We start from the raw sequence: 25,960 nt of genomic DNA on the forward strand, positions 1-25,960 counted from the left end.
GCCATCGCCTACAGGCCAGCACGCCAGGCGCCCCCGCGCACAGAGGCGCCTGACGGGCCGTCACGGGCCCCGCCCTGACCTTCCCGCACAACCGACGCGACCGGTCTGCGCCCTACCCGGGAACCCACGTCCGGTCCGATTCTCGTCCCATGGGGGACACCCACAGCTCGGATCAGTGCCTCAAGTGCGGCACGCAAGGTGCCGGCGTCACCTTCCGCGGCTATCCCTTCGGGCCGCTCTGCTCCCCCTGCTCGGCCGGCGAGCAGGAATGGTCCGCCAACGGCCAAGCGCTCCGCGAGGGTGCCACGGCGCCACCTCCCCCGGCCGAACCACGCTGCCGTGAATGCGAGATGCTCCAGGACCGGTACGAGACCGGTTACGGACGGTGGGTGCTCCTGGAACCCCGCATCCATCTGCCCGCCCACGCCGCTCACATCCTCGCTGCCGGGCAGCGCTGGTACGTCGGAGACGACGGCATCGCCGTCAATGCCGGCGACGATGCCGTTCCCGCCGACAAGCACTGCCGCGTCCCCCACGCGCTCGTATGCCCCTGCACCGCGCCGCTGCCCACCAGGGCACCGGGCCTGCTCGTCTCGTTGCAGCAGGAGAACGAACGCCGCCACAGCCGCGAGCACCCTCCTGGCATGCCTCCGGGCGAAGCCGGCTGAGAGCACGGCGGCCGAATGCCGTCCCGGCACGTTCCGGGAGCCCCCACCCCCGCCGACACCCCGTCAGAAGCCCACGTTTTCGCGGCCCTTGAGGGAGAGCATGGTGCGGGCCTCGTCCGGGGTGGCGATGTCGAAGTTGAGGGCTTCGAGGATGGTGCGGACGCGGGTGACCTGCTCGGCGTTGGTCTTGGCGAGTTCGCCGGGGCCGATCCAGAGGGAGTCTTCGAGGCCCACCCGTACATGGGACCCCATGGCGGCGCCGATCGTGGCGAGGGGCATCTGGTGCTTGCCTGCGCCGAGGATCGACCATTCGTACGCGTCGCCGAGCAGCCGGTCCGCGGTGCGCCGCATGTGCAGGAGGTCTTCGGGGTGGGCGCCGATGCCGCCGAGGAGTCCGAACACCGACTGTACGAACAGCGGGCCGCGGGCGAGTCCGCGGGCGTGGAAGTGCGCGAGGTTGTTGAGGTGGGAGATGTCGTAGCACTCGAACTCGAAGCGGGTGCCGTGCTGTTCGCCGGTGGTGAGGATCGTCTCGATGTCGGCGAAGGTGTTCTTGAAGACGAGGTCGCGGCTCTTCTCCAGGGCTTCGCGTTCCCAGTCGTGCTGGAACTCGGTGAAGCGTTCCAGCATAGGGAAGAGGCCGAAGTTCATCGAGCCCATGTTGAGCGAGGCCAGTTCGGGCTGGAAGACGGCGGCGGGCCGCATCCGTTCCTCGACGGTCATGTGCGGGGAGCCGCCGGTGGTGATGTTGACGACGGCGTCGGTGCCGGACTTGAGCCGCTCCAGGATCGGTACGAAGTGCTCGGGGGCCTGGGAGGGGCGGCCGTCGCGGGGGTCGCGGGCGTGCATGTGGACGATGGCGGCGCCGGCTTCGGCGGCGCCGAGAGCGGCTTCGGCGATCTCGTCCGGGGACACCGGGAGGTGTTCGGACATGGACGGGGTGTGGATGGCTCCGGTGACGGCGCTGGTGATGATGACCTTGCGGCGGTCGGCGGACACGGACGGCTCCTTGCCGGTGCGGAGGGGCGTACGGGATGCGGAAAGCGGGCGGCGAGCAGAAGAGGGGCGGACCCGCTCAGTACAACTTCTCGGTGTTGCCGTCGACGGCCAGGACCTGCCCGTTGACGTTCTTGGCGAGGGAACTGGCGGCGAAGACGGCCATGTTGGCGATGTCCTGCGCGGTGACCATGCGGCGCAGGGAGGACTGGTCGTTGTAGAGCGCTTCGATCTCCTCGACGGGCCGGCCGAGCATGTCGGCCTTGGCGGCGATGACGGAGCGGATGCGGGGGCCGTCGACGGCGCCGGGGCAGAGGGCGTTGGCGCGGATGCCTTCGGGGCCGAGTTCGATGGCGAGGGTCTTGGTGAAGCCGACGACGGCCCATTTGGAGGCCGAGTACGCGCTGCGTCCGGCCATGCCGAGGCGGCCGGCCGCGGAGGAGAGGTTCACGACGGACGCGTCCGTACCGCGGCGCAGCAGCGGCAGCGCGTGTTTGACGGCGAGGAACTGGCTGTGGATGTTGACGTCGAACGTACGGGTCCAGGCGTCGAGTTCGAGGGTGTCGACCGGTCCGGTCGGTCCGGCGACGCCGGCGTTGTTGACCAGGATGTCGAGGCCGCCGAGTTCGGAGGCGACGGCCGTCATCAGCTCCTGGACGGAGTTCTCGTCGGAGGCGTCGGAGACGCGGGCGTGCAGGCCGGCGTCCTTGGCGTCGCGTACGGCGGCCTCGTCGACGTCGGTGACCATGACGCGGGCGCCGTGGTCGGCGAAGGTGGCGGCGATGGCCCGTCCGATGCCGTTGGCGCCGGCGGTGACCAGCACTCGGCTGCCGGTGAAGTCCATTTGTCCGTGCTCCTGTTCAGTACGTCGGTTCAGCGGTTCGCGGGGACGGCGGCACGGGTGTCGCCGTACTTGAGGAAGAGGGAGAGGACCGCGCCGCAGGCGCAGAGCGCGGCGACGCCCCACAGGCCGGCGAGTTTGCTGCCGGTGGCGTCCTCGACGGCGCCCATGACGTACGGGCCGATGAAGCCGCCGAGCAGGCCGATCATGTTGACGAAGGCGATGCCGCCCGCGAGGGTCGCGCCGCTGAGCCGGGACGCGGGGAAGGTGAACAGGATCGGCTGCATGGCGAAGAAGCAGAACGCGCCGAGGCAGAAGCCGGTCAGTCCGACGACGGGTCCGGACATCGCGCCCAGGGCGAAGCCGATGCAGACCCCGGCGAGGGTGGCGCCGACGAGGCGGCGGGACGCCGTGCCGTTCGTCGCCCAGCGCGGTACGAGGTAGGCGCCGAGTCCGGCGAACACCCAGGGCAGCGAGGTGAGCAGGCCGATCTGCAAGGGTGTGAGGCTGCCGTAGGTGCCGATGATGGACGGCAGGAAGTAGGAGAGGGCGTATACGGCGACCTGTTGGGTGAAGTAGACGGCGACCACGAGGAGCATCTGCGGGTCCTTCCAGATGCCGCGCATGCCGTGGGTGCCCGAGGCGGCGGCGCCGGCTTCCTCTTCGGTGCGGATGCGGTGTTCGAGGTCCGCTGCCTCTTCGGCGGTGAGGAAGGAGGCGTCGCTGGGGCGGTCGGGCAGGGTCTTCCAGACGACGATCGCGAGCAGACAGGCGGGCAGCCCCTCGACGATGAACATCCACTGCCAGCCGTGCAGTCCGCCGAGTCCGTCGAGGCCGAGGAGCGCTCCGCCCAGCGGCGGTCCGGCGATGCTCGCGAACGAAACACCCAGCAGGAACACGCCGTTGGCGCGGGCGCGGTCCTCACGGGGGAACCAGCGGGTGAGGTAGTACATGACGCCGGGGAAGAGTCCCGCTTCCGCCACGCCGAGCAGCATGCGCATCGCGTAGAACGACCACTCGCCCTGAACGAGAGCCATGGCGGCACAGATCAGGCCCCAGGTCACCATGATGCGGGTGATCCAGAAGCGGGCGCCGACGCGGTGCAGGATGAGGTTCGAGGGGATCTCGGTGAGCGCGTACGTGACGAAGAAGAGGCCCGCCCCGATGCCGTACGCCGTCGCGGAGATGCCGAGGTCGATCTCCAGGCGTTCCTTGGCGACACCGATGTTGGTGCGGTCCAGGAAGCTCATCACGTAGGCGGCGATGAGTATGGGCATCAGTTTGCGGAAGATGACCCGGTTGAGCTCTCCGGGCGACCGCATTGTCGCGCCGGAAGGTGGTGTCATGGTCATGCCTGTTCCTCGGGTGGGTGGTCTCAACGACAGCTGGAATCAAGGGGCCTGATGCTGCGTTAGGTGCTTTACGAGCGTTTAGCGTGCGGTGGGCTGCACGCAGCCGCAGGTGCGGCCGAGGTGCAGCCGGTGCTCGCAGATGAGCGAGCGGTGCCTGCCCGCGGGGTCGGCCAGCCGTTCCAGGAGAAGGCGGAAGGCGCCGCGGGCCATCTCGTCGTGCGGCTGCACGATGGTGGTCAGGCTGATCAGGCCGGACAGATTGTGCGGGGTACCGTCGCAGCCCGTGACGGCCACGTCCTCGGGCACGCGGATGCCGTGGGCCACCGCGTACTCCATGACGCCGATGGCCATCTCGTCGCTTCCGCAGACCACGGCCGTGGGCGGCTCGTCCGCGGTGAACAGCCGTTCCGCGGCGCGGCGTCCGCCGTCGCTGTCGAGCTGGGTGCTGATCTTGCGGTCGCCGCTGATGTCGATGCCGTACGCGGCGGCGGTACGGACGAAGGCCTGCTCCCGCGCCAGCGAGGCGGTGGAGAAGCGCGGCCCGACGACGGTCGCGACGCGCGTGTGACCATGCGTCAGAACGTGCTGCATGACCTGCGTTGCCGCTCCCTCGTCGTCGATGCCGACGAAGTCGCCCTCCAGGAACAGGGACTTGCGGGACAGGCAGACGTACGGGATGCGGGCCGTCCGCAGGGTGCGCAGCGCGGAGGCGTCTTCACGAAATGCGGCGGTGAGGATGACGCCGTCGACGTTGCGGGCGACGAGCGCCGCGGCGACCTGTTCGAGCGTGCGGGGATCGTCCTGTGTGGTGGCGACGAAGACCTCGTAACCGCTCTCCGTGCCCGCGGAGATGACGCCCTGGGCAAAGCACGGATAGGTCGGGTTGACGATGTTGGGCTGGACGAGGCCGATGACGCGGGTGCGGTTCGCCTCGGCGGCCATGCCGCCGGACGGCGGCCGGAAGCCCAGCTCATTCGCGACAGCGATGATGTGCCGTCGGGTGTCGGGAGCGACGCCGCCCTTGCCGTTCATCACGTACGAGACGGCGGCGGTGGACACGCCCGCCGCGCGGGCGACCGCAGCCGCCGATATCCGCCCCCGCCCTGCCGGCGCCCCGCGCCGGACCTTGGTCGCGCTGCCCACCGTCGAGTCCCCTTTGACTGTTGCGTGGATCACGAGCCGAACTGATCAGCCTGGACAGTAAAGCGGCGCGAAAACGTTAAGCAACGATAAGTACGGGGCGGATTCGGCTCCGCTCCCCCGCTGCCCTCTCGCAGGGGCCCGGCTGTGGGGACTCGCCGGTCGTAATGCTGTGCGCTGGGAAAAATCATTTCGCGCAGTAAGATCGCACGCATGACCGACATCATCGACTCCGCGAAGCATGCCCATCTGATCGAACTCCAGCGCGCCGTGAACCAGGCGTACGCGGCGCTGGACGGGCACGCGCCAGGGGTGCGCGGCGTGGATCTGTCGGACGAACAGCGGGAAGAGACCGTCCGGTTGCGGGCCCAGGTCTCCGAGGCGGTGACCGCGCTACGGGCCGGGCTCTACGAGTCCGGGCTCGTCGAGGAGCACGGCTACTACACGCCCTCGCAGGACCTCAAGAACACGGTGCGGGCGCTCGACGCGGCGGCGGCCTCCGAGGAGGAGCCCGCGCAGCAGTGAGGCGTACGTACGTGTGGGGTGCGGCGGTCCCGTGACCGCCGCACCCCACACTGCGTGCCTGCCTTGCTCGACTACCGTGCCGCGCTTGCCTGTTGAGGCGTCACGCGACGCCGGGTCACTCCGTTTCGAGGGCTGAGCGCATGTAGCGGTGACGCGTCATGTTGCGGCGGCGCAGCCAGTAGATCCAGAAGCAGAAGCCGACCATGGCAACGGTGAGAGCCAAGGGCATGGCCACCTGGCCGACCATCGCTCCCATGACGAGCAGGACGGCTGGGATCAGACACATGAAGCCCATGAGATACGGCAACCGCCGGCCTGCACGCTCCAGATGCGTCAGCTGCACGTCGACCAGCCGTCGCAGGGATTCCCGCTCCGCGGGGTCTGTCGGCACGTCGCGGTGCCGGATCCGGCGATTGAGATCGGCGTGATCTCCGCTGGCCGTACCGGCCGCACGGCTGAACCGGCGCCGAAGCCTCCCCGAGACCGAGACGCCGATGGCAGTGTAGATCGCGCCCTGGACCACCCACAGGGCAGGAGGCGCGTCCTGACGGAACAGGGCGGCGATACCCACGCACAACGGAAAGTACACGGCCGCCTGGACCTTCAGGCTGCGCTCGAACCAATGTTGCAGGGCACGCAGGCGGGAGCCGCCGTTGGCGCCGGATCCCATGCCGGTCACAGCTCGCCCCCGCGGCGGCTGTGACGTGTGTGTCTGAATGGTGTGGGGGTGTTGGTGGTGCTCATGCGCACCCACGGTGCCAGCCGTGAGCGGCGCTCAGGCACAGGTCTTCGGCCTGTCCCGCACCGGACGCACCCGGAACCCCGCCGTGCGCAGCGAAGAAGGGTCCCGCTGTCGCATTCACCACAGAACAGGCAGGTCAGGGGCCCGGAACGCCCTCCCCGTGATCGATTTTCCGCACCTCTGCGTCGTCCCTTACCGTCACCGGCCCACCGCCCCGTCCCGCCTCTCCTCCCCCGCCACGCGCGCCCGCCTCACACCGCCCTGTCCGTCACCGACGCGCCGGCCGCGTAGTCCGTCCGCAGTCGGGTCTTGAGGACCTTCCCGCTCGGGTTGCGGGGCAGGGCGTCGCTCAACGCGAGTCGACGGGGGCGTTTGTAGCCGGCGAGGCGGGCGCGGCACCAGGTCTCGATCGAGGCGTCCGTCGGCGGGTCGGACGGGTCGCGGGGGACGATCACGGCGAGGGGGGTCTCGCCCCACCTCGGGTCGGGTACGCCGATCAACGCGACCTCGGCGACCTGCGGGTGGGCGGCGAGGACGTCCTCGACCTCGGCGCAGTAGATGTTCTCCCCACCCGAGATGATCATGTCTTTCTTGCGGTCGACGAGGTAGAAGTAGCCCTCCTCGTCCTCGCGCACCAGGTCGCCGGAGTGGAACCAGCCGCCGGCGAAGGCCTCCCGTGTGGCCTCCGGCTGGTTCCAGTACTCGCGCATCACCGTGGGTCCGCGGTACACGATCTCGCCGACCTCGCCGCGCGGTACGTCCCTCATCTCCTCGTCCACCACGCGCACTTCAACGTTGAGCATGGGCGTACCGATCGACCCGATCTTGCGCAGCGCGTCCGGGCCGCGCAGCGCGCAGGTGATGGGGCAGCACTCGGTCTGTCCGAAGGAGGTGAGGACGTCGGCCTGCGGGAACGTATCGAGCATCGTACGGATCAAGGTCGTGGAGGCCGGGGCGGCGCCCCAGGAGATGCGGCGCAGCGCGGACAGGTCGCGGTCGGCGACGCCGGGTACGGCGCACAGGGCCTGCCATTGGGAGGGGACGAAGAAGCAGGCGGAGACCCGTTCGCGCTCCAGCAGGCGGATGGTCTGTGCCGGGTCGAAGCGGCCGGAGGGGGCGATCACGGTCGTACCGCCGCGCAGCAGGTACGGCAGGATGCCGCTCATTCCGGCGATGTGGAACAGGGGCGCGGCGGCCAGCCATACGGCGTCGTCGTGGAGTACGCCGTGGAAGGCGAGGTTGCTCACTGTGTGCACGAAGAGGTTGGTGTGGGTGAGGACGGCGCCCTTGGGCCGTCCCGTCGTACCGGAGGTGTACATGATGAAGGCCGGGGAGCTCTCGTCCACCGCCGGACCCTCGTACGCGGGGTCGGCGTCCTCCAGCGCCGCCTCGTAGCTCTCCGCTCCAGGCCCTCCCTCTCCGACAGCGGAGACAGCCGCGAAAGCGGCCTCGTCGCCCGTCACCAGGCACACCGTCACCTCCGGCACCTTCGCGCGGGCATCGGCGAGGGCGGCGGCCGAGGGCGGGTCGGTCACGGCGGCGACGGCGCCGCAGTCGGCGAGCTGGTGGGCGATCTCGTCGGCGACCAGGCGGAAGTTGACGGGGACGCAGATCGCGCCGAGCCGCACGCACGCCAGATAGGACTCGAGGACCTCGGGCCCGTTGAGAGCCATGACCGCCACGCGGTCGCCGGTACGGATGCCGCGGCGGCGCAGCGCGTCGGCGAGCCGGCTGACGCGCTCGTCCAGTGCGCGGTACGTGGGTCCGTCCCCTTCGTAGCGCACCGCCACCTTGTCGGGGATCTTGCGGGCGTGCCGGGCCAGTTGGTCGCTGAGGGTCATACCGCCGGTCGTCATGCTGCCGGTCGACATGCCGCCAGCCGTCATGCCGCCAGTCGATATGCCGCCGGTCATGGGCGTGCCTCCGCCCGGGCTTCTGTCGACTTGTCGGCAAGTGGCTTCTCCGTCGTCCTGTAGCGGTCGGCGAGTTCGCGCTTCCTGAGCTTGCCGGTGGGGGTGCGGGGCAGCGTGTCGGTGAAGTCGAGGGTGCGTGGGACCTTGTAGCCGGCGATGCGTTCGCGGACGTGGTCGAGGAGTTCGGCGGCGAGGTCCGGGCCCGGTACGGCGCCGGGTGCGGGCTGGACGACGGCTTTGACGGCCTCGCCCATCTCCGGGTCGGGCACGCCGATGACGGCGACGTCGTACACCTGCGGGTGCAGGGTGAGACAGTCCTCGATCTCCTGCGGGTAGATGTTGACGCCCCCGGAGATGACGGTGAAGTCGAGCCGGTCGGTGAGGAAGAGGAAGCCGTCCTCGTCGAGGTGGCCGACGTCGCCGAGGGTGGTCCACGCGGGATGGTCGGGGTGCTGGGCGCGGGCGGTCTTCTCGGGCGCGTTGTGGTAGTGGAAGGGGAGTTCGTCGCGGGCGAAGTAGACGGTGCCGGTCTCCCCCACGGGCAGGTCGGTGCCGTCGGGTGCGCAGATGTGCAGTTCGCCCAGCACGCTGCGGCCGACTGAACCGGGTTTGCGCAGCCAGTCCTCGCTGTTGATGACGGTGATGCCGGAGCCTTCGGTCGCGGCGTAGTACTCCTCCAGTACCGGACCCCACCAGTCGATCATCGCGTGTTTGACCTCTGCGGGGCACGGAGCGGCGGCATGGATGGCGACGCGGAGGCTGGAGAGGTCGTACGCGTGCCGCACGTCCGCGGCCAGTTTCAGCATCCGCACGAACATCGTCGGCACCCACTGACTGTGCGTCACCCGGTGGCGTTCGATGGCCTGGAGGGCCTGTTCGGCGTCGAACCGTTCCATGATCACGGCGGTGCCGCCGAGGGCGTGGACCATGCCGGTGTAGCGCAGCGGTGCCGCGTGGTAGAGGGGTGCGGGGCTGAGGTAGACGGTGTTCTCGTCGAAGCCGTAGAGGGGGCCGAAGACGGTGGTCATGGTGTCGCCGGGCTCGTGGACCTGACGGTCCGGCAGCTGGGCCTCGATGCCCTTGGGGCGCCCCGTCGTTCCGGAGGAGTAGAGCATGTCGGCGCCGCGCGGTTGGTCGGGCAGCGGCTCGGGCGGCATGGCGGCGAGCGCGTCCTCGTACGGGCGGTGTCCGGCGACGGTGCCGCCGTAGGCGAGCCGCAGTCCGACGCGTGGGGTGAGGCCTGCGACGTCCTCGGCCAGTTCGGCGAGTCCGGCGGAGGCGACGAGGGCTGTGGCGCCGCAGTCGTCGACGATGTACGCGGCCTCCTCCGCCGACAGGTGCCGGTTGACGGGGGTGAGATGCAGGCCGGAGCGGATGGCCGCCCAGTAGACCTCGTAGAAGCGGGGGTGGTTCTCGGAGAGGAGGGCGAGGTGGTCGCCGCGACGAAGGCCGTGCGCGTGCAGGACGCGGGCCAACTGGCGTGACCTGTCCTCCAGTTCGCGGTAGGTGACGGTGGTCCCCGAGCCGGCCATGATGACGGCGGGCTTGTCGGGGAGGCGGTCGGCGTACGCGCCTGGGTACACATGCACTCCTGCGGGTGGAAGATTCGTTCAGGCGGTTCGGCTTTCGGGCGTGTCGGCGGACGGATTGTGCTGTACGAGGGTGAGCGCCAACGCCACGTACCGCTCGACGAGTTCAGCGGCGGTCAGCGGCCCTTCGGGGTCGTACCACTGGGCGACGGCGTTGCACATGGCGATGACGGCGCGGCGGGCGTCGTCCGGGTACGGCGTGTGGAAGCTGCCGTCCGCCAGCCCTGCCTCGATGACGTCGCGGAACTGCCGGGAGCCGCGGGCCTCGGTCTCGCGGTAACGCTGTACGTAGGCCGGGTCGAGGCTGCGGGCCTCCATGAGCACGATGTTGCTCTTCACGGGGTGCTCGGTGCGGAAACGGACGGTGGCGGCGACGAGGGCCTCCAGCCGTTCGGCGGGCGTGTCGCCCGCACGGTCCAGGGCGTCGCGGCAGGCGGTGAAGTAGGCGTCGAGTCCCTCGTCGAGGATGGCGACGAGCAGTTCCTGTTTGCCCTTGTAGTAGTAATACAGCGCGGACAGGCTGACGCCCGCGCGCTGCGCGATGGAACGGATCGAGGCCGCGCTGTAGCCGTGCTCGGCGAACTCCCTGCGGGCGGCCTCGGTGATCGCCTTGTGTCCGGCGGGGCGGGGCGGTACGGGCCGACCGGGTGGGTCGGGCGTGTTCCGCGCACCGGGCGCTCCGGAGCGCTCGGACGGTCCGGAGTGCTCGGACGGGTCGGCGGCCACGGGGCGGTCGGCGTTCACGGGCGTCGCGCCGCCGTTCAGGGGCGTTCGAGGATGGTGGCGTTGGCCATGCCGCCGCCCTCGCACATGGACTGCAGCCCGTACCGCAGGCCGCGGTCGCGCATGTGGTGGACAAGGGTGGTCATCAGGCGGGCTCCGGAGCCGCCGAGAGGGTGGCCGAGGGCCATGGCGCCGCCGTTGGGGTTGAGCAGTGCGTAGTCGGCGCCGGTCGCGTGCTGCCAGCTCAGACTCACGGACGCGAACGCCTCGTTGATCTCGAAGGCGCCCATGTCGCCGAGGCCGAGGCCTGCGCGCCGCAGCACCTTCTCCGTGGCCGGTACGGGCCCCTTCAACATCGTGACCGGATCGGCTCCGACGACAGTCCCGGTGTGGAAGCGGGCCAGCGGGGTCCAGCCGTGCCGCGCGGCCGTCTCCGACGTGGTGATGAGCAGCGCCGCCGAACCGTCGGACACCTGCGAGGAGTTGCCGGCGGAGATGACGCCACCCTCCTTGAAGGGGGTCTTGAGGGAGGCCATCGCCTCCAACGTGCCGCCGCGGCGGATGCCCTCGTCGGTGTCGACGAGGTGTGTCCCGCCGTCCCTGTCAGGGGCCGGTACGGGGGTGATCTGGCTCTTGAAGCGGCCCTCGTCGGTGGCGCGCGCCGCGCGTTCGTGGGAGTCGAGTGCGTGCTGGTCGAGCTGTGCGCGAGTCAGCCCGTACTCGTCGGCGATCATCTCGGCGCCGATGCCCTGGTGGAAGCGGAAGTTGTCGTAGCGTTCGGCGACGAGGGGCCCGAACGGTTTCCCCAACCGGCCCTCGGCGCGCGCCGATCCGATGGGGATGCGCGACATGGACTCGACGCCGCCGGCCACCGCGATGTCGTACTGTCCGGCGATGACGCCGGCCGCGGCCTGGTGCACGGCCTGCTGCGAGGAGCCGCACTGGCGATCGACGGTGAGGCCCGGTACGTGTTCGGGCCAGCCGGCGGCGAGGACCGCGTACCGGCCGATGCAGCCTGCCTGTTCGCCGACCTGGGAGACGCAGCCCCAGATGACGTCGTCCACGGTGGCCGGGTCGAGGCCCGTCCGTTCGGCGAGGGCGCGCAGGACGTGCGCGGACAGGTCGGTGGGGTGGATGCCGGAGAGGGCGCCGCCGGGCTTGCCCTTGCCGACGGGGGTGCGTACGGCGTCGACGATCACTGCGTCCCGCATGTGCGGTCTCCTCTGCTGCCGGGGCCGTAGAAGTCAGTAAGGTGCTCAACGGGCGCCCGTACGGGGCTACCTGGGTGCCATGCGGATGGCGCCGTCGAGGCGGATGACCTCGCCGTTGAGCATGGGGTTGCCGACGATCGACTCGACGAGGTGCGCGTACTCGGTGGGCTGTCCGAGGCGACTGGGGTGCGGCACCTGGCCGCCGAGCGAGTCGCGTGCCTCCTGCGGCAGGCCGCCCAGCAGCGGCGTCTCGAACAGGCCGGGCGCGATGGTCATCACGCGGATGCTGCGGCTGGCCAGGTCGCGGGCTATGGGCAGGGTCATGCCGACGATGCCGCCCTTGGACGCGGAGTAGGCGGCCTGGCCGATCTGCCCGTCGAAGGCGGCGACGGAGGCGGTGTTGACGATGACGCCGCGGTCCCCGTCGAGCGGTTCGTGGCCCGCCATCTCGGCGGCGGTCAGCCGGATCACGTTGAAGGTGCCGATGAGGTTGACCTCGACGACTTTCCTGAACAGGCCCAGATCGAAGGGGCCTTCCTTGCCGACCGTACGGGCCGCGGAGCCGATGCCCGCGCAGTTCACGGCGACGCGCAGCGGTCCCGCGCCCGCCGCGGCCTGGACGGCGGCGGCCGCGTCCGTCTCGCTCGTCACGTCGCCGGGTACGAAGGTGGCGCCGATGTCCTTGGCGACCTCGGCCCCGTCGGAGGTGGGCAGGTCGAGGAGGGTGACGTGGGCGCCGCCCGCGAGGAGCCGCTCCGCCGTGGCCAGGCCCAGGCCGGAGGCGCCGCCGGTGACGAGGGCCGAAATGCCGTTGGTCTGCATGGTGTTCGCTCTCTCCTCGGGAGGTCGTGGGAGGTGGGGCGTGCTGCGCGCCGTCGGTACGGTGCCGCGCCCGATGGCGCGCCGGTACGGGTCCGTCCTCGGTGACGGGCCCGTACCGCCTCGGGTGCGGTCAGCGTCCCGTCCAGCGGGGCGGGCGCTTCTCGGCGAAGGCGCGGGAGCCCTCGCGGGCGTCGTCGGAGGCGATGACGGGTTCGCTGAGTGCCCGCATACGCTGCCAGGCTTCGTCGGCCGGCCAGCTCGGGGCCTGCGCGATGACTTCCTTGCTGGCGCGTACGGCGAGCGGTCCGTTGGCGGCGACGGCCGCGGCCAGCTCCAGCGCCCCGTCCAGGGCCTCGCCCGGGGCGGTGAGCCGGTTGGCGAGGCCGCACTCGTAGGCGCGCGTGGCTTCCAGGAAGCCGCCGGTCAGGGCGACTTCAATGGCCACCTGGTACGGGATGCGCTGCGGCAGCCGCAGCAGGCCACCCGCCGCGGCGACCAGCCCGCGCTTCACCTCGGGCAGCCCGAACCGCGCGTTCCGGGCGGCGACGATCATGTCGCAGGCGAGGGCGAGTTCGCAGCCGCCGGCCAGCGCGTACCCCTCGACGGCGGCGATCACGGGCTTGCGCGGCGGCGCCTCGGTGATGCCGGCAAACCCGCGGCCCGGCACGTCGGGCCGCTCCCCCGCCAGGAACGCCTTGAGGTCCATGCCGGAGCAGAAGGTGCCCTCGGCGCCGGTGATGACGCAGGCCGTCTGGTCGTCGCGGCGGTCGAGTTCGTCGAGGGCCGCGGCCACGCCCTCGGCGACGGCGCGGTTCACGGCGTTGCGGGCCGCGGGCCGGTTGAGGGTGATGACGGTGGTGCCGTCGTCCCGGAATTCGGTGAGCACTGCGTCGGCCATACGTCCCTGCTCCTCGCCTGCTGGATCGACTGCCGTCCGTGGGTCGACTGCCGCCTGTGGTCGACTGCCGCCTATGGTTCGACTGCCGCCTGTGGGTCAACTGCCTTCTGTTGTGGGGCTGTTCACCGGCCGAGCGGCTGTGACGCGCGCGTCCTCCGCGCCTGCCTTCCGCGCGGGATGCCCGGGATGCGCGGGCCCATCGGCGGGGCTGTGCCGCTCGGCGGACGGGCAGCCGGCCGGTACACCGGTGCACAACGGCCGCCCGTCCGTACGCACCCGCCGCCCGCGGCCCGCGTCAGTACGTGTCCGGCCGCTGCGGCCAGCGCGGGACCTCCTGCGGCCAGTCCTCGTCGAGCCGCATCGGGAAGCGGGGCGGGCGCTTCTCCAGGAAGGAGGTGACGCCTTCGGCGGCGTCGGCGCCCTTGCCGAGCGCGAACATGGCGTGCGAGTCGTGGCGGTGGGCCTCCCACGGGGTGGCCGCGCCGAGCATGCCCCACATCATCTGCCGCGCCACGCCGACCGACACACCGGAGGTGTTCTCGGCGATCTCGCGCGCCAACTCGTATGCAGTGGACAGCAGTTCGGCGTCGGGCACCACCTTGGAGACGAGGCCGCCCTCGCGTGCCTCCTGCGGGCCGAACACCCGCCCGGTGGCGACCCACTCCATGGCCTGCGAGATGCCCACGACGCGCGGCAGGAACCAGCTGGAGGCGGCTTCCGGGACGATGCCGCGGCGGGTGAACACGAAGCCGAACTTCGCCGATTCGGCGGCGATGCGGATGTCCATCGGCAGCGTCATCGTCGCGCCGACGCCCACGGCGGGGCCGTTGAACGCGGCGATCACCGGTTTGCGGCAGGCCGCGATGCGCAGCGACACGGTGCCGCCGCCGTCGCGGGGCGCGCCGTCGATCTCGCCGTGCACGACGCGGCGTTCGGCGCCGGACTCCCCCGCGTCGAAGGTGCCGGCGCCGCCGTCGAGGTCGGCGCCGGCGCAGAAGCCGCGGCCCGCGCCGGTCACCACGACGGCCCGTACGGAGTCGTCGGCGTCGATCTCGTCGAAGGCGGCGATGAGTTCGGCCGCCATGGTCCAGGTGAAGGCGTTGAGCTTGTCGGGCCGGTCGAGGGTGACGGTCGCGATGCCGTCGGCCGCCTCGTAGGAGATCTGGGTGTATGAGGCGGCCTGGCCGGAGCCCTCCGCCCGCGGGTCTGCTGTCGTGGTGTGTCCGGCGCCTGTCTCGGTACTCACTGCACTCCCCAACGGCGGTGTGGGTGACGGCCCGCACGACGGCACCGGCTCGGGGCCGGTACGCCGCTTGTCGAACACTCGTTAAGTTAACAGCGGCCCTTCCCGCGTCCAATAGGTGTGCACGGAACTCAATTTCCTTCCCGGAAGGCCCTGTTCCTCTCGTGCACACGCCCCCTCGGAAGGGGATGTTCCGGCTCTTGTGTGCACTTTTTGTGGCTGGTCCGAGCCGTACGCATCAGGGCCGGGCGCGGCTAGGCTGACGGCGAAGGGCGCGCTGAGGGGGTGTCACCGCACGCGACAGCGCGGCTCTCCACACGGCTCGAGAACAGGCCGGAGACCTTTTCCGCGGAAACGGTACGACCGTCACGCCGCGCACTCCCGGGCATCCCGGGAGCCCGAACCGAGCATCTCTCCGGCCCCCTGCGTCCACCGTCATCGTCCGGACCGGCCACTGCCTTCCGTGCACGCGGACCACGTGCACGGAGGTGAGCGCGCCGTCCGCCGCGACGGTGGACGCCACAGCACGCCCGACCGCAAGTGGCAGGAGAACAGCGATGGGTGACCACCTGTTCCTGGCGTACGACTATCCCCTCATGGGGGCCTTCTGGACCGCCATGTGGATCTTCCTGTGGGTCCTGTGGCTGATGCTGCTGTTCCGGGTGATCGCCGACATCTTCCGCAGCGACGACATGAAGGGCCTGACGAAAGGGGTCTGGCTGCTCTTCGTCCTCGTCCTGCCGTATCTCGGCGTCTTCGTCTATCTGGTCGCCCGCGGTACGAACATGGGAGCCCGGAACCGGCAGCAGATTCCCGCTCCCCGGGACTCCGCCAACGGCCACGGGACCGCTCCCGGCGCGACCGGCCCCGCGAACGGGGTCGACGACCTGATCCGGCTCACGCAGCTCAAGGCCCGGGGTGACCTCTCCGAGCGGGAATTCGAGCAGGCGAAGGAGAAGCTGCTGCGCTGACCGTCCGACCGCAGCACTGACCGACCCCAGCACCACGGAACCGCGCGACCGCGGCCGGCACCCGGAAATCCTGTTGCCGGCCGCGGCGCCTTTCTGCTGCACTCTTCGCACATCCCGCCGTCTCGCCGAGGAGTCCCGATAATGCGCCCTGCGTTCATGTCCCGCCGGAAAGGAATCGCCACTCACCCTGAGGACATGACGCATTGTCACCTTCTTGGCCATGAAGGGGCTGAGCTTGTGAAACTCGGCTTGATTCATGCCTTGTCGCGCTCCCGACTGCCCCCGACGACGGGACGGTAACGGGTCGCATCTCCCCACCACCTACGTCTGTGTGGTGGTGGGGACGGGTGCGGTGACAAATACCCACGCCGAGCGTGCGCGGTTGCGCACGTTGACCCCGGCGACGACGTCGGCGTGCCCAGCGAGGCCGCACCGACGACAGGAAAACTGGTCCCGGGCGGGCCTGTTGGCCCGCTCGGTGTGCCCGCAGCGCGGGCACGTCTGCGAGGTGTAGGCCGGATCCACCGCCAGGAAGGCCACGCCGGCCTGCTGGGCCTTGTAGGCGAGCTGCTGTCCGAGCTGATGGAAGGGCCAGGAGGAAATCTTGTCCCGCTGGTCGCGGCGAAGCCGTACCCGCTCACGGATCCCGTCCAACTCCTCGACGGCGATCCCGCGACCGGTGCGTTGCGCGACGGACACGATCTCCTTGCTGATCCGATGGTTCACATGCGTGGCATGCCGCTTCTCCCGCTGGGACCGGCGGGCCAGACGGCGCGTGGCCGAGCGGGTGTTCTTACGCTGCAGCTCGGCCCGCTTGACGGCATGCCAGCGGCGGTAGCGAGCCAGCCCGCGGCCTTGGTAGTTGGTGCCGTCGGAGGTGGTGGCCAGGTTGGTGATCCCGCGGTCGACACCGATCCAGTCCACCGGGTCTGCCACCTCAGGTTCCGGGATCTCGCAGGTGGCGAGCAGGTACCACTTGCCCTTCTGTCGGATCAGATCCGACTCACCCTTGCGATACGCCGCCAGCGTCTTGAGCTGGTCGGTCTGGCCGGTGAAACGGATCCCGCGCAGCCGCCCGTGCATCGTCCAGATCGACACTGTCCGCGCATCCAGCTGCCAGGACAGGCACCGGTCATCAAACGGTTGCGCCGCCTCCGGACGGAACGCGACCGGTCGGCCGGTGGCCTTGCGGTACCGCTTGGTGTGCGGTCGGCCCAACAGCCCGGCCCTGCACTGCGCGGCCAGCACCGTATAGGCGTCGACGACCTTCTTCACCACCCGCACCGCAGGCTGCGCCGACAACCCGAAGTCGGCCTTGATGCCCGCGTACACGGCCTTCTGCAGCCCGTTTCGGTCCTTCACCCCGCTCTCGAACGCAGTGCGTGAGACATGATCGGCGGCCCGGTTGCAGGCACGCAACGTCGCCTCCAACGCCTCCGCCTGCACGGACGTCGGCAGCAACTTCACCCGCACAACCACCTTCACGAGCACGAACCTAGAACCCGACTCGCACGCATGAGCCCCGATCGCACACCCTCACCCCAACTCGCGACAGCTCGCACACACGCTCGCAAACGTCATCTCCACGGCACTCCAGGTACTTCGCAACCGTCCCTTTCGTTTCTGGGATGCTCCGCAAAACCGTTACAGCACGAATTCCCTCAAGCACGCTGGCGAGTTCGGGAATTGGAGTAGCGCGAGCGGGAGACCCTGCGGGAAAGCGTGTACGGATGGCCGGTCGAGGACTGCACGGTCACCATGACGCATTCCGGTTACGCGCCGCGGCAGAGTCACGCGCACGCGGTGTTCGACAAGAGCATGTCCAGTACGGCGGGTGACTTCCGCAATCTGACCCCGCTGGTGCTGATGGCCGCGCTGCGGCGGGCCGGCACCGTGGTGTGCGAGCCGGTGCAGCGCTTCCGGCTGGAGCTGCCGTCGGACACGTTCGGCACGCTGCTGCCCGTACTGGCGCAGCTGCGCGCCGTGCCGCAGCACTCCGTGCTCAACGGTGCCGCGTACGTGGTCGAGGGCGACATCCCGGCGGCCTCCGTGTCCGCGCTGGAGCGGCAACTGCCCGCGCTGACCAGCGGCGAAGGTGTCCTGGAGTGCGCCTTCGGCCACCACCAGCCGGTACGGGGCACTCCCCCGTCGCGCGCCCGCACCGACAACGACCCGCTGCACCGCCGCGAGTACCTGCTGCGAGTCGTCCGCAGGGTGGACACCCCGCAGAAGGCGTGACCGGTGCTCTGCGGTCCCGGTTCACGGGACTTCACGGGACCGGAGAGCACGGTTGGAAGGCCGTGACCTGCGGGAGAGCTGTGGCCCGTGTTTTACGAGCGCAATAGCGGTATGAAACGGTGGATACGCAACGAAACCGCATCGCACAGATGGGAGCTGGCATGTCCTCGAAGCGCCGCCGTAAGAAGCAGGCACGTCGCAAGAACTCGGCCAACCACGGCCGTCGTCCCCAGTCCTGAGCGGGGATACCGGCCCGGGCCCCGCCCAAGGGCTTCCCGTGCGCTGACGCGGGAGGCCCGCGGGTGGGGCCGGATGGCTCTCCCCGGCCCCGACGAGGACCGGGAGACCGGGAGACCCCGTGGGTGCGCGGGGGATCGTACCCAAAACGACGGCCACCCGGCACGCCGCCACCCCCGGCTACGCGTGACCGCAGCCGAAGCCGCCGGCCCCCACGAAGGCCAGGCCCGCCCCGATACACCGGCGCGGCCCCACTCGCCCGGAAGCCGTACCCCAGCCCCTCCGCGCTGACCGGTTCACCCATACCGGTGTCGAGAACACAGCCCAAGTCCGGGACGCAGGCGACGATTTCACCGCCCCGGCGGGCCACCTCAACCTGAGGTTGAGGGTGAGATTCACGGGCGAGGATGCGGCCTACGAGTTCTCCCCCGCCTCCTGAGCACCGTCCACATCCTCACCCGCGTCGACAAAGAGCTCGTCGGCCGAGGAAGCCACGAAAGCCCGCTCCAGCCACCGCTCCAGAAGCTCCAGATCGACGCACCCCGTCACCCGCTCCCGGACGTCAGCAGAGACGGCAACCCCACGGCGCTCCAGCACGCGCAACACCATCCGCGCCCGCTCCTCGGCCTTCCCGCGAGCCTCCCCCTGAGCTTCGCCCTTCAAGAACGTCTCTTCGATCAGCGTCCCGCGGCCCGGGAAGTATGTACCCGCATTCATCAACTTCCTCCAGGTGTCACGCGCCGGGGTCTCCCCCAGACCGACTTCCAGCAACGGTGAACCTATGGTCACGGCGCTGCGCAGCCGGCCTGATCTGCCGATACCCACCTGGTCAGGGGATATCTGAGGCATCAGGTTGACGCGCCTTCCGGTCGGTGCGCCCCGCTGGGGAGCTCGGGCCCGACCGGGCTGCCCGCACCGCCTACGCGGTCCTTTTGTTAACGCCATTGACATACCGGTGACCCCCGCTTAATGTCCCGCCGCATCGCATCGGCACATCCGTTGTCGAAACGATTCGACAACCGGCGACGGGCGGGCCGGGCGGCACGGGGCCGAAGGGTCACGGTCCGGCCAGGGCGCAGGGCAACGCGGCATCAGGAGGCGGGCATTGGTCAAGATCACTGATGTGGCGCGGCGTGCGGGGGTGTCCCCCAGCACGGTGTCCTACGTGCTGAGCGGCAAGCGGTCCATCTCCGCGGAGACCCGGCAGCGGGTCGAGCGCAGTGTGCGCGAGCTCGGCTACCGGCCGCACGCGGGGGCGCGTTCCCTCGCGAGCAGCCGTACCAATGTGCTGGCGTTGCAGATGCCGTTGCGTTCCGGCATCCACATACCCGTCCAGATGCAGTTCGCCGCCTCCGTGGCCACTGCCGCCCGCGTACACGATCACGACGTGCTGCTCCTGACGCAGGAGGAGGGCGAGGAGGGGCTGCGGCGGGTGACCGACAGTGCGCTGGTGGACGCGCTGATCGTGATGGACGTCCAGCTGAACGATCCGCGCGTCCCGTTGCTGCGCTCCCTGGCGCAGCCCGCCGTGCTCATCGGCTTCCCTTCCGACGCCGCCGGACTCACCTGTATCGACCTGGACTTCACCGCGGCCGGTGAGGCGTGCGTGGAGCATCTGGCGCAGCTGGGGCACCGGTCGGTGGCGCTGCTCGGTTCACCCCCGGAGGTGTACGCACGGCAGACCGGGTTCGCGGAACGTACGGCGGCGGGCTTCACGGCCGCCGCCCGCCGGCGCGGCCTCACCTCGCGGGTGCTGCCGTGCGAGAACGGCGCGCGGGCTGCCGCGCGGGTCACCGACCGGCTGTTGCGTGAACAGCCGGACCTGACCGGGGTGGTCGTGCACAACGAGCCGATGCTCGATCCGCTGATGGAGGCGTTCCAGCGGGCCGGGCTGCGCATTCCGCAGGACCTTTCGGTCGTCGCGCTGTGCCCCGACGAGGTGGCCGCGGGTGCGGCGATCCCCGTCTCCTCGGTCGCCATACCGGCGGCCGAGGTCGGCACCCAGGCCGTCGAGCTCCTGCGGGCCAAGCAGAACGGGCAGCCGGTGCCCGAAGCGACGCTGCTGCCCCCGCGGTTGACCGTACGGACCGGCAGCGCACCGCCCGGCTCCGATCCGCCCCGCACTACTGGCTGACACCGGCACCGAAGGACCCCCGCGGGCCCCGGAACCGGAATCCCGGGCCCCGCGATCAGAGCCGCACCGAAGGGAGCACCATGGCCCCACGCAGGGACGCGCGAGTATTTGCCATGCTCATGACCAGTACGGTGGTGCTGGGTCTCGCCGGGTGTGCCGCCGAGCCGCCCGAGGACACCGTCACCGTGCTCAACTCGGCGACCGACACCGCCGAACACCGTAAGAACCAGCGGTTCTTCGACCGCTGTGCCCGTCCGCACGGGCTGCGCGTGGAGCAGATCAGCGTGCCGGACACGCAGTTGACGTCGAAGGCGCTGCGGATGGCCTCGTCCCGTTCGCTGACCGACATCCTGGAGCTGGACGGCGCCGAACTGCCGCAGTTCGCCGAGACGGGAGGTCTGCGCACGCTCCAGGACGCCGGGGTGGACACCTCCGGTTTTTCCCGCAGTGCCGTCACTCTCGGCTCGTTCGGCGGCAAGCAGTACGGCGTCGCCCGCGCGGCCAACTCCCTGGCGCTGTTCTACAACACCGATCTTCTGAAGAAGGCCGGCGTCACACCGCCGAAGACGTGGGCCGAACTGCGCAGCGCCGCAGCCAAATTGACCGGCGACGGGCACTACGGCATGGCCTTCAGCGCCAGCCCGGACGAGGACGGCGTGTACCAGTTCCTGCCGTTCTTCTGGTCGGCGGGCGGCGACGAGGCGCGCCCGGCAGGCGGCGGAGGGGTGGACGCGCTGCGGCTGTGGAAGGGCATGGTCGCCGAGGGCTCCGTGTCGAAGGCCGTCGTCAGCTGGAACCAGCAGGACGTCAACGACCAGTTCGCCGCAGGACGCACCGCCATGATGGTCAACGGTCCGTGGCAGGTGCCGGTCCTCTCAGCCCAGAAGAAGGTGAACTGGGACGTGGCCCGCCTCCCCGTGCCCGAGCGCGGCAGCAAGGCCGTCTCGCCGATCGGCGGCACGGTGATGACCGTCCCGCAGAGCACCGGCGGCGAGCGCAAGAAGAACGCCGCGAAGGTCCTCAACTGCGTCAACAGCGAGAAGAACCAGATCGGTTGGGGCGAGGCCGTCTACAACGTGCCCACCCGTACGGTGGCGGCCCGTACGTACGCCCGGCAGAACCCCAAGCTCGCCCCCGTCGCCGGCCTCGTGCCCACGGCGCGCTCCCGCACCGCGAAGGTCGGCACGCAGTGGCCGACGGTGAGCAAGGCTCTCGCCGGCGCCTTCCAGGCCGTGCTGACCGGCCGCGCCGAGCCCGAACAGGCGCTGCGCGAGGCGCAGCGCCAGGCCACGACGGACCAGCAGTGAGGGGCCCGCGATGAGTACCGTCACCTCCCCCGCGCCCGTGCGGCAGGCCGCGCACGAAGGGCCCGCCGTGGTGCCCGGCAGGCGCCGACGGGGCCTGCTGCGCTGGCTGTTCGTGGCCCCGGCGCTGGTCTACATGGCGCTGTTCTTCGGTTATCCGCTGGTGCGCAATCTGCTGATGAGCTTTCAGCAGTACACGCCCACCACCTATTTCACCGGTGAGGCTCCCTTCGAGGGGCTGGAGAACTGGCGGGCGGTCTTCGCCAACCAGTTGTTCACGGACGCGCTGTGGCACACCGCGCTGTTCACGGCGGGCTCGCTGCTGGGGCAGTTCACGCTCGGGCTGGCGCTCGCGGTGTTCTTCTCCCGCCGCTTCCGGCTCTCCGGGCTCGTACGGGCGGTCCTGCTGCTGCCGTGGCTGGTGCCGATGGTGGTCGCCGCGGTCGTGTGGCGGCGCATCCTCGACCAGGAGCACGGGGTGCTCAACAGCGCCCTGCAGGCCCTCGGTCTGACCAACGGGGGCGTGCCGTGGCTGAGCAGCCCGAGCGTGGCACTGCTGTCCGCGGTGCTGGTCAACATCTGGATCGGCATCCCGTTCAACATGGTCATCCTGTACGGCGGTCTGCAGGAGATTCCGCGCGAACTGTACGAGGCCGCAGCGCTCGACGGGGCGAGCCCCTGGCGGACCTTCCGCAGTGTGACGCTGCCGCTGCTGCGGCCCGTCATCACGGTCGTCCTCGTCCTCGGCTTCATGTCGACGGTGAAGATCCTCGATCTGATCCTGGCGCTGACGGCCGGCGGTCCCGCCGACGCCACGCAGACGCTGGGCACCGTCACGTACCAGCTGTCCTTCCTGCAGCTCGACTTCGGCCAGGGCGCCGTCGTCGGCAACGTCCTCATCCTCATCAGCGCGGTCTTCGCCGTGCTGTATCTCCGCGCGAACCGCGCCGACTTCGGACAGGGGAAGTGAGCACCGTGACCACCTCCGCACCGACATCCGTACGGTCCGCATCTGCGCGGCGCCGCTCCCCCGTCTCCCGGCGCAAAGGCGGGCTGCGCGGGGCGTGGAACACGGCGGCAGCGCTGCTGATCCTGGCCGTGCTGCTCTTTCCGCTCTACTGGATGCTCAACACCGCGCTGCAGCGCGACGCGGGCATCGAGGTGCGGTGGCTGCCCACGTCGCCCAGCCTGGACGCCTTCAAAATGGTGCTCGACACCCAGGGCGGCTCCCTGCTGACCAGTCTGACCGTCGCCCTGGGCGCGGTGGTGTGCTGTCTGGTGCTGGCCGCGCCGGCCGCGTACGGGCTGGCGCAGTTCGGGCTGCGCGGCGGACGGGTCATCGTGTTCACGACGCTGATCACGCAGATGGTGCCGGGCATCGTCATCGCCAACGCGCTCTACAGCGCGTACGCCGAACTCGGCCTGGTCAACTCCTATCCGGGGCTGATCCTCGCGGACGCCTCCCTCGGACTGCCCTTCTCGGTGGTGCTGCTGCGCGCCTTCATGGTCTCCATCCCCACCGAGGTGGTGGAGGCCGCCATGGTCGACGGCGCCAACAGGTTCACCGCCTTCGTGCGGATCGTTCTGCCGATGAGCCGCAACGCCCTCATCACGGCAGGACTGTTCACGTTCCTGTTCGCCTGGTCGGACTTCATGTTCGCGCTGACGCTCAACACCACCGACGACGTCAAACCGGTGACCCTCGGCATCTACCAGTTCGTCGGCGCGCATGTCAGCGACTGGGGCGCGGTCATGGCCACTGCCGTGCTGTCCGCCGTACCGGCCGCCGTCCTGCTGGTCGTCGCGCAGAAGTACATCGCGGCCGGCATCACCGGCGGCTCCCTCAAATAGCCCCGCTCCCCCACCCCGAAAGCTCCCGACCCGCCGCCCCTCCGACACACCCGCCGACCTCACCACAGTCACCCGCACCCGCCCGACGGGCACCGCACCACGAGGAGTTGGCACACAGCATGAAGTTCACCGACGGCTACTGGCACATGCGCGAAGGCGTCGACGCGTCGTTCGCCGCCGAGATCGACGACGTACGGGTGGAGGACGACCGGTTCACGCTGTACGCGCCCGTGCGCCGCGTCCGGCACCGCGGCGACACCCTCAACAGTCCGCTGCTGACCGTGGACTGTTTCGCCCCCGCCGAAGGCGTCATCGGCGTACGCGTCACCCACCACGCCGGCACATTGGACCCCGGCCCGTCCTTCGCGCTGCACGGCACGGACGGCGCGGGGAAAGCCCGCCGTGAGGGGTCCGTCCTCGAACTCACCAGCGGCGCCCTCACGTTGCGCACCGACACCGCGGCGCCCTACCGGCTCGACTTCACCGCGGACGGCCAGACCCTCACGTCCGTCACCGCCCGCGGCACCGGCATCGCCCGCACCCCCGACGGGGCCCACCACTCCCTCGCGCAGCTCTCCCTGGGCGTGGGCGAGCTGGTGTACGGGCTGGGCGAGCGCTTCACGCCCTTCGTCCGCAACGGGCAGACCGTCGACCTGTGGCAGGCCGACGGCGGCACGTCCAGCGAACAGGCCTACAAGAACGTCCCGTTCCATCTCACCAACCGCGGCTACGGCGTCTTCGTCAACCACCCGGGCGAGGTCTCCTACGAGGTCGGCTCGGAGGCCGTCGGCCAGGTGCAGTTCAGCGTCGAGGACCAGACGCTGGAGTACTACATCGTGCACGGCCCCACCCCGAAGGAGATCCTGCGCCGCTACACGGCCCTCACCGGCCGCCCCGCGCTGCCGCCCGCCTGGTCGTTCGGCCTGTGGCTGTCCACGTCGTTCACCACCGACTACGACGAGGAGACCGTCACCCGCTTCGTACGGGGCATGGCCGAACGCGACATCCCGCTGGGCGTGTTCCACTTCGACTGCTTCTGGATGCGCGCCTACCAGTGGTGCGACTTCACCTGGGACCCGGAGGTCTTCCCCGACCCGGAGGGCATGCTGCGGCGGCTCAAGGAACAGGGCCTGAAGGTCTGCGTGTGGATCAACCCGTACATCGCGCAGAAGTCCCCGCTGTTCGCGGAGGCCGCGGAAAAGGGTTATCTGGTGCGCAGGCCGGACGGCAGCGTGTGGCAGTGGGACATGTGGCAGGCCGGCATGGGCCTGGTCGACTTCACGAACCCCGGCGCGGCGCGCTGGTACGCGGACAAGCTGCGCGGCCTCCTCGGCCAGGGAGTGGACTGCTTCAAGACCGACTTCGGTGAGCGCATCCCCACCGACATCGTCTGGCACGACGGTTCGGACCCGCAGCGGATGCACAACTACTACACGCACCTCTACAACGCGACGGTCTTCGAAGCCCTGCAGTCCGAACGCGGCGACGGCGAGGCGGTGCTGTTCGCCCGCTCGGCGACCAGCGGCGGCCAGCAGTTCCCCGTCCACTGGGGCGGCGACTGCGAGTCGACGTTCGAGGCGATGGCGGAATCGCTGCGCGGCGGACTGTCCCTGGGTCTCTCCGGGTTCGGCTTCTGGAGCCACGACATCGGCGGCTTCGAGGGCACCCCGCCGCCGGAACTGTTCAAGCGCTGGCTGCAGTTCGGCCTGCTCTCCTCGCACAGCAGGCTGCACGGCAGCTCCTCCTACCGGGTGCCGTGGGACTTCGACGAGGAAGCCGTCACCGTCGCCCGCGACTTCACCCTCCTCAAGCACCGGCTGATGCCGTACCTCTACCGCGCCGCCCGGCAGGCCACCGAGGACGGCACCCCCGTGCTGCGCGCGATGCTGCTGGACTTCCCCGACGACCCGGCCTGCGACACGCTCGACCGGCAGTACATGCTCGGCGACGACCTCCTGGTCGCGCCCGTGCTCTCCGCCGACGGGACGTGCGCGTTCTATCTGCCCGAGGGCACCTGGACCCACCTGCTGACCGGCGAGCGCGTACAGGGGCCCGGTTGGCGGCGCGAACAGTACGGCCACGACAGCCTCCCCCTGTTCGCCCGCCCCGGCTCCGTCCTCCCCCTCGGTACCGGTGACGACAACGCGTCGTACGACTGGCTGTCCGGCCTCACCCTGCGAGTGCACCAACTGCGGGACGGCGCCGAGGTGACGACCCGGGTGCCGGCGCCGGACGGCGGACCGGGCGCCACCTTCCGCACCAGCCGTACGGGCCGCCGGCTCACCGTCGAGGCCGTCCACGGGGCGACGGGCCCGTGGCAGGTGCTGGTCACCGGCACCGCGGCGGAGCTCCCCGAGGGCGCGCCGGGAACGGCCGAGACCACGCAGGCGGGCACCCTCCTCACCCCGCCCGAAGGGGCCGCGAGCCTCACGGTCCTCCTCCCCGAGGACTGACGGCGCCCCTGCGGCGGCCGGCGTGGGGGCCGGCCGCCGCAGTCAGGACCCGCCCCACCCCAGGTCAGACGTCGGACGGGCGGGCCACAGGCAGAGTGAGGAACAGCAC

23 protein-coding genes and 1 pseudogene are annotated in these 25,960 nt (G+C 70.3%); 10 read left to right on the plus strand and 14 right to left on the minus strand.

Annotated features, from left to right (window positions below):
* Positions 1-149: 149 nt before the first annotated feature.
* Positions 150-668: a DUF6083 domain-containing protein gene (locus tag AC3AGO_RS00530; protein ID WP_487818055.1), complete on the plus strand. Its 519-nt coding sequence runs from the start codon at positions 150-152 to the stop codon at positions 666-668.
* Between the two features lie 63 nt (positions 669-731).
* Here the strand turns inward: AC3AGO_RS00530 and kce are convergent, their stop codons facing one another.
* From kce to AC3AGO_RS00550, 4 genes are all read right to left on the minus strand, one after another.
* Positions 732-1,667, minus strand: coding sequence for a 3,5-dioxohexanoate:acetyl-CoA acetone transferase (gene kce, locus AC3AGO_RS00535; RefSeq protein ID WP_487818056.1), 936 nt, complete (start codon positions 1,665-1,667; stop codon positions 732-734).
* Positions 1,668-1,743: 76 nt separating this feature from the next.
* Positions 1,744-2,508 carry an SDR family oxidoreductase gene (locus tag AC3AGO_RS00540; RefSeq protein ID WP_487818057.1) on the minus strand — a complete coding sequence of 255 codons (765 nt, stop codon included), beginning with the start codon at positions 2,506-2,508 and terminating at the stop codon, positions 1,744-1,746.
* 29 nt (positions 2,509-2,537) lie between these two features.
* A complete protein-coding gene (locus AC3AGO_RS00545; RefSeq protein WP_487818058.1) occupies positions 2,538-3,857 on the minus strand; it encodes an MFS transporter in 1,320 nt (439 codons plus the stop codon).
* 78 nt (positions 3,858-3,935) lie between these two features.
* On the minus strand, positions 3,936-5,000 hold the full coding sequence (locus tag AC3AGO_RS00550) for a LacI family DNA-binding transcriptional regulator (RefSeq protein ID WP_487818059.1): 1,065 nt from the start codon (positions 4,998-5,000) through the stop codon (positions 3,936-3,938).
* Between the two features lie 210 nt (positions 5,001-5,210).
* On the opposite strand from AC3AGO_RS00550, the gene AC3AGO_RS00555 reads away from it, so the two are divergent.
* Positions 5,211-5,522, plus strand: coding sequence for a hypothetical protein (locus AC3AGO_RS00555; protein WP_487818060.1), 312 nt, complete (start codon positions 5,211-5,213; stop codon positions 5,520-5,522).
* Between the two features lie 115 nt (positions 5,523-5,637).
* Here AC3AGO_RS00555 and AC3AGO_RS00560 read toward each other — a convergent pair whose 3' ends face one another.
* The 8 genes from AC3AGO_RS00560 to AC3AGO_RS00595 form a co-directional block, all read right to left on the minus strand.
* Positions 5,638-6,192, minus strand: coding sequence for a hypothetical protein (locus AC3AGO_RS00560; RefSeq protein ID WP_487824497.1), 555 nt, complete (start codon positions 6,190-6,192; stop codon positions 5,638-5,640).
* A gap of 323 nt (positions 6,193-6,515) precedes the next feature.
* Positions 6,516-8,177, minus strand: a complete 1,662-nt coding sequence (locus AC3AGO_RS00565; RefSeq protein WP_487818061.1) for a long-chain-fatty-acid--CoA ligase — start codon at positions 8,175-8,177, stop codon at positions 6,516-6,518.
* Positions 8,174-9,760, minus strand: a complete 1,587-nt coding sequence (locus AC3AGO_RS00570) for an acyl-CoA synthetase (RefSeq protein ID WP_487818062.1) — start codon at positions 9,758-9,760, stop codon at positions 8,174-8,176. Before AC3AGO_RS00570 ends, AC3AGO_RS00565 begins: the two co-directional genes overlap by 4 nt.
* Before the next feature lie 27 nt (positions 9,761-9,787).
* On the minus strand, positions 9,788-10,510 hold the full coding sequence (locus AC3AGO_RS00575) for a TetR/AcrR family transcriptional regulator (protein WP_487818063.1): 723 nt from the start codon (positions 10,508-10,510) through the stop codon (positions 9,788-9,790).
* Positions 10,511-10,527: 17 nt separating this feature from the next.
* A complete protein-coding gene (locus AC3AGO_RS00580) occupies positions 10,528-11,700 on the minus strand; it encodes a thiolase family protein (protein WP_487818064.1) in 1,173 nt (390 codons plus the stop codon).
* 66 nt (positions 11,701-11,766) lie between these two features.
* The gene (locus AC3AGO_RS00585) at positions 11,767-12,522 is read right to left on the minus strand and encodes a 3-hydroxyacyl-CoA dehydrogenase (protein ID WP_487818065.1); all 756 of its coding nucleotides are present in this window, start codon (positions 12,520-12,522) and stop codon (positions 11,767-11,769) included.
* A gap of 130 nt (positions 12,523-12,652) precedes the next feature.
* Positions 12,653-13,420: a crotonase/enoyl-CoA hydratase family protein gene (locus AC3AGO_RS00590; protein WP_487818066.1), complete on the minus strand. Its 768-nt coding sequence runs from the start codon at positions 13,418-13,420 to the stop codon at positions 12,653-12,655.
* A gap of 295 nt (positions 13,421-13,715) precedes the next feature.
* On the minus strand, positions 13,716-14,666 hold the full coding sequence (locus AC3AGO_RS00595; RefSeq protein ID WP_487818067.1) for a crotonase/enoyl-CoA hydratase family protein: 951 nt from the start codon (positions 14,664-14,666) through the stop codon (positions 13,716-13,718).
* A gap of 554 nt (positions 14,667-15,220) precedes the next feature.
* Here AC3AGO_RS00595 and AC3AGO_RS00600 point away from each other — a divergent pair.
* Complete coding sequence (locus AC3AGO_RS00600; RefSeq protein ID WP_487818068.1) at positions 15,221-15,634, plus strand: SHOCT domain-containing protein; 414 nt, start codon at positions 15,221-15,223, stop codon at positions 15,632-15,634.
* Between the two features lie 321 nt (positions 15,635-15,955).
* On the opposite strand, the gene AC3AGO_RS00605 is transcribed toward AC3AGO_RS00600, so the two are convergent.
* A complete protein-coding gene (locus tag AC3AGO_RS00605) occupies positions 15,956-17,119 on the minus strand; it encodes an RNA-guided endonuclease InsQ/TnpB family protein (RefSeq protein WP_487818069.1) in 1,164 nt (387 codons plus the stop codon).
* A gap of 216 nt (positions 17,120-17,335) precedes the next feature.
* Here AC3AGO_RS00605 and AC3AGO_RS00610 point away from each other — a divergent pair.
* Together AC3AGO_RS00610 and AC3AGO_RS00615 are read left to right on the plus strand one after the other, a co-directional pair.
* Positions 17,336-17,872 (plus strand): annotated as a pseudogene (locus tag AC3AGO_RS00610) (GTP-binding protein); the annotation flags it as partial.
* Positions 17,873-18,033: 161 nt separating this feature from the next.
* Positions 18,034-18,111 carry a 50S ribosomal protein bL37 gene (locus AC3AGO_RS00615; protein ID WP_487824498.1) on the plus strand — a complete coding sequence of 26 codons (78 nt, stop codon included), beginning with the start codon at positions 18,034-18,036 and terminating at the stop codon, positions 18,109-18,111.
* Positions 18,112-18,523: 412 nt separating this feature from the next.
* Here AC3AGO_RS00615 and AC3AGO_RS00620 read toward each other — a convergent pair whose 3' ends face one another.
* Positions 18,524-18,958 (minus strand): hypothetical protein, encoded by a 435-nt coding sequence (locus AC3AGO_RS00620; protein WP_487818070.1) that lies wholly within the window; start codon positions 18,956-18,958, stop codon positions 18,524-18,526.
* Positions 18,959-19,214: 256 nt separating this feature from the next.
* Here AC3AGO_RS00620 and AC3AGO_RS00625 point away from each other — a divergent pair, with 256 nt between their 5' ends.
* The 5 genes from AC3AGO_RS00625 to yicI all read left to right on the plus strand — a co-directional run bounded on the left by AC3AGO_RS00625 (position 19,215) and on the right by yicI (position 25,851).
* Positions 19,215-20,243, plus strand: a complete 1,029-nt coding sequence (locus AC3AGO_RS00625; protein WP_487818071.1) for a LacI family DNA-binding transcriptional regulator — start codon at positions 19,215-19,217, stop codon at positions 20,241-20,243.
* A gap of 80 nt (positions 20,244-20,323) precedes the next feature.
* Positions 20,324-21,550 carry an ABC transporter substrate-binding protein gene (locus AC3AGO_RS00630; protein WP_487818072.1) on the plus strand — a complete coding sequence of 409 codons (1,227 nt, stop codon included), beginning with the start codon at positions 20,324-20,326 and terminating at the stop codon, positions 21,548-21,550.
* A gap of 10 nt (positions 21,551-21,560) precedes the next feature.
* Positions 21,561-22,517: a carbohydrate ABC transporter permease gene (locus tag AC3AGO_RS00635; protein ID WP_487818073.1), complete on the plus strand. Its 957-nt coding sequence runs from the start codon at positions 21,561-21,563 to the stop codon at positions 22,515-22,517.
* 152 nt (positions 22,518-22,669) lie between these two features.
* On the plus strand, positions 22,670-23,398 hold the full coding sequence (locus AC3AGO_RS00640; protein WP_487824499.1) for a carbohydrate ABC transporter permease: 729 nt from the start codon (positions 22,670-22,672) through the stop codon (positions 23,396-23,398).
* A gap of 119 nt (positions 23,399-23,517) precedes the next feature.
* On the plus strand, positions 23,518-25,851 hold the full coding sequence (gene yicI / locus AC3AGO_RS00645; RefSeq protein ID WP_487818074.1) for an alpha-xylosidase: 2,334 nt from the start codon (positions 23,518-23,520) through the stop codon (positions 25,849-25,851).
* Positions 25,852-25,960: the final 109 nt, after the last annotated feature.

The organism is Streptomyces sp. BL1, assembly GCF_057628045.1.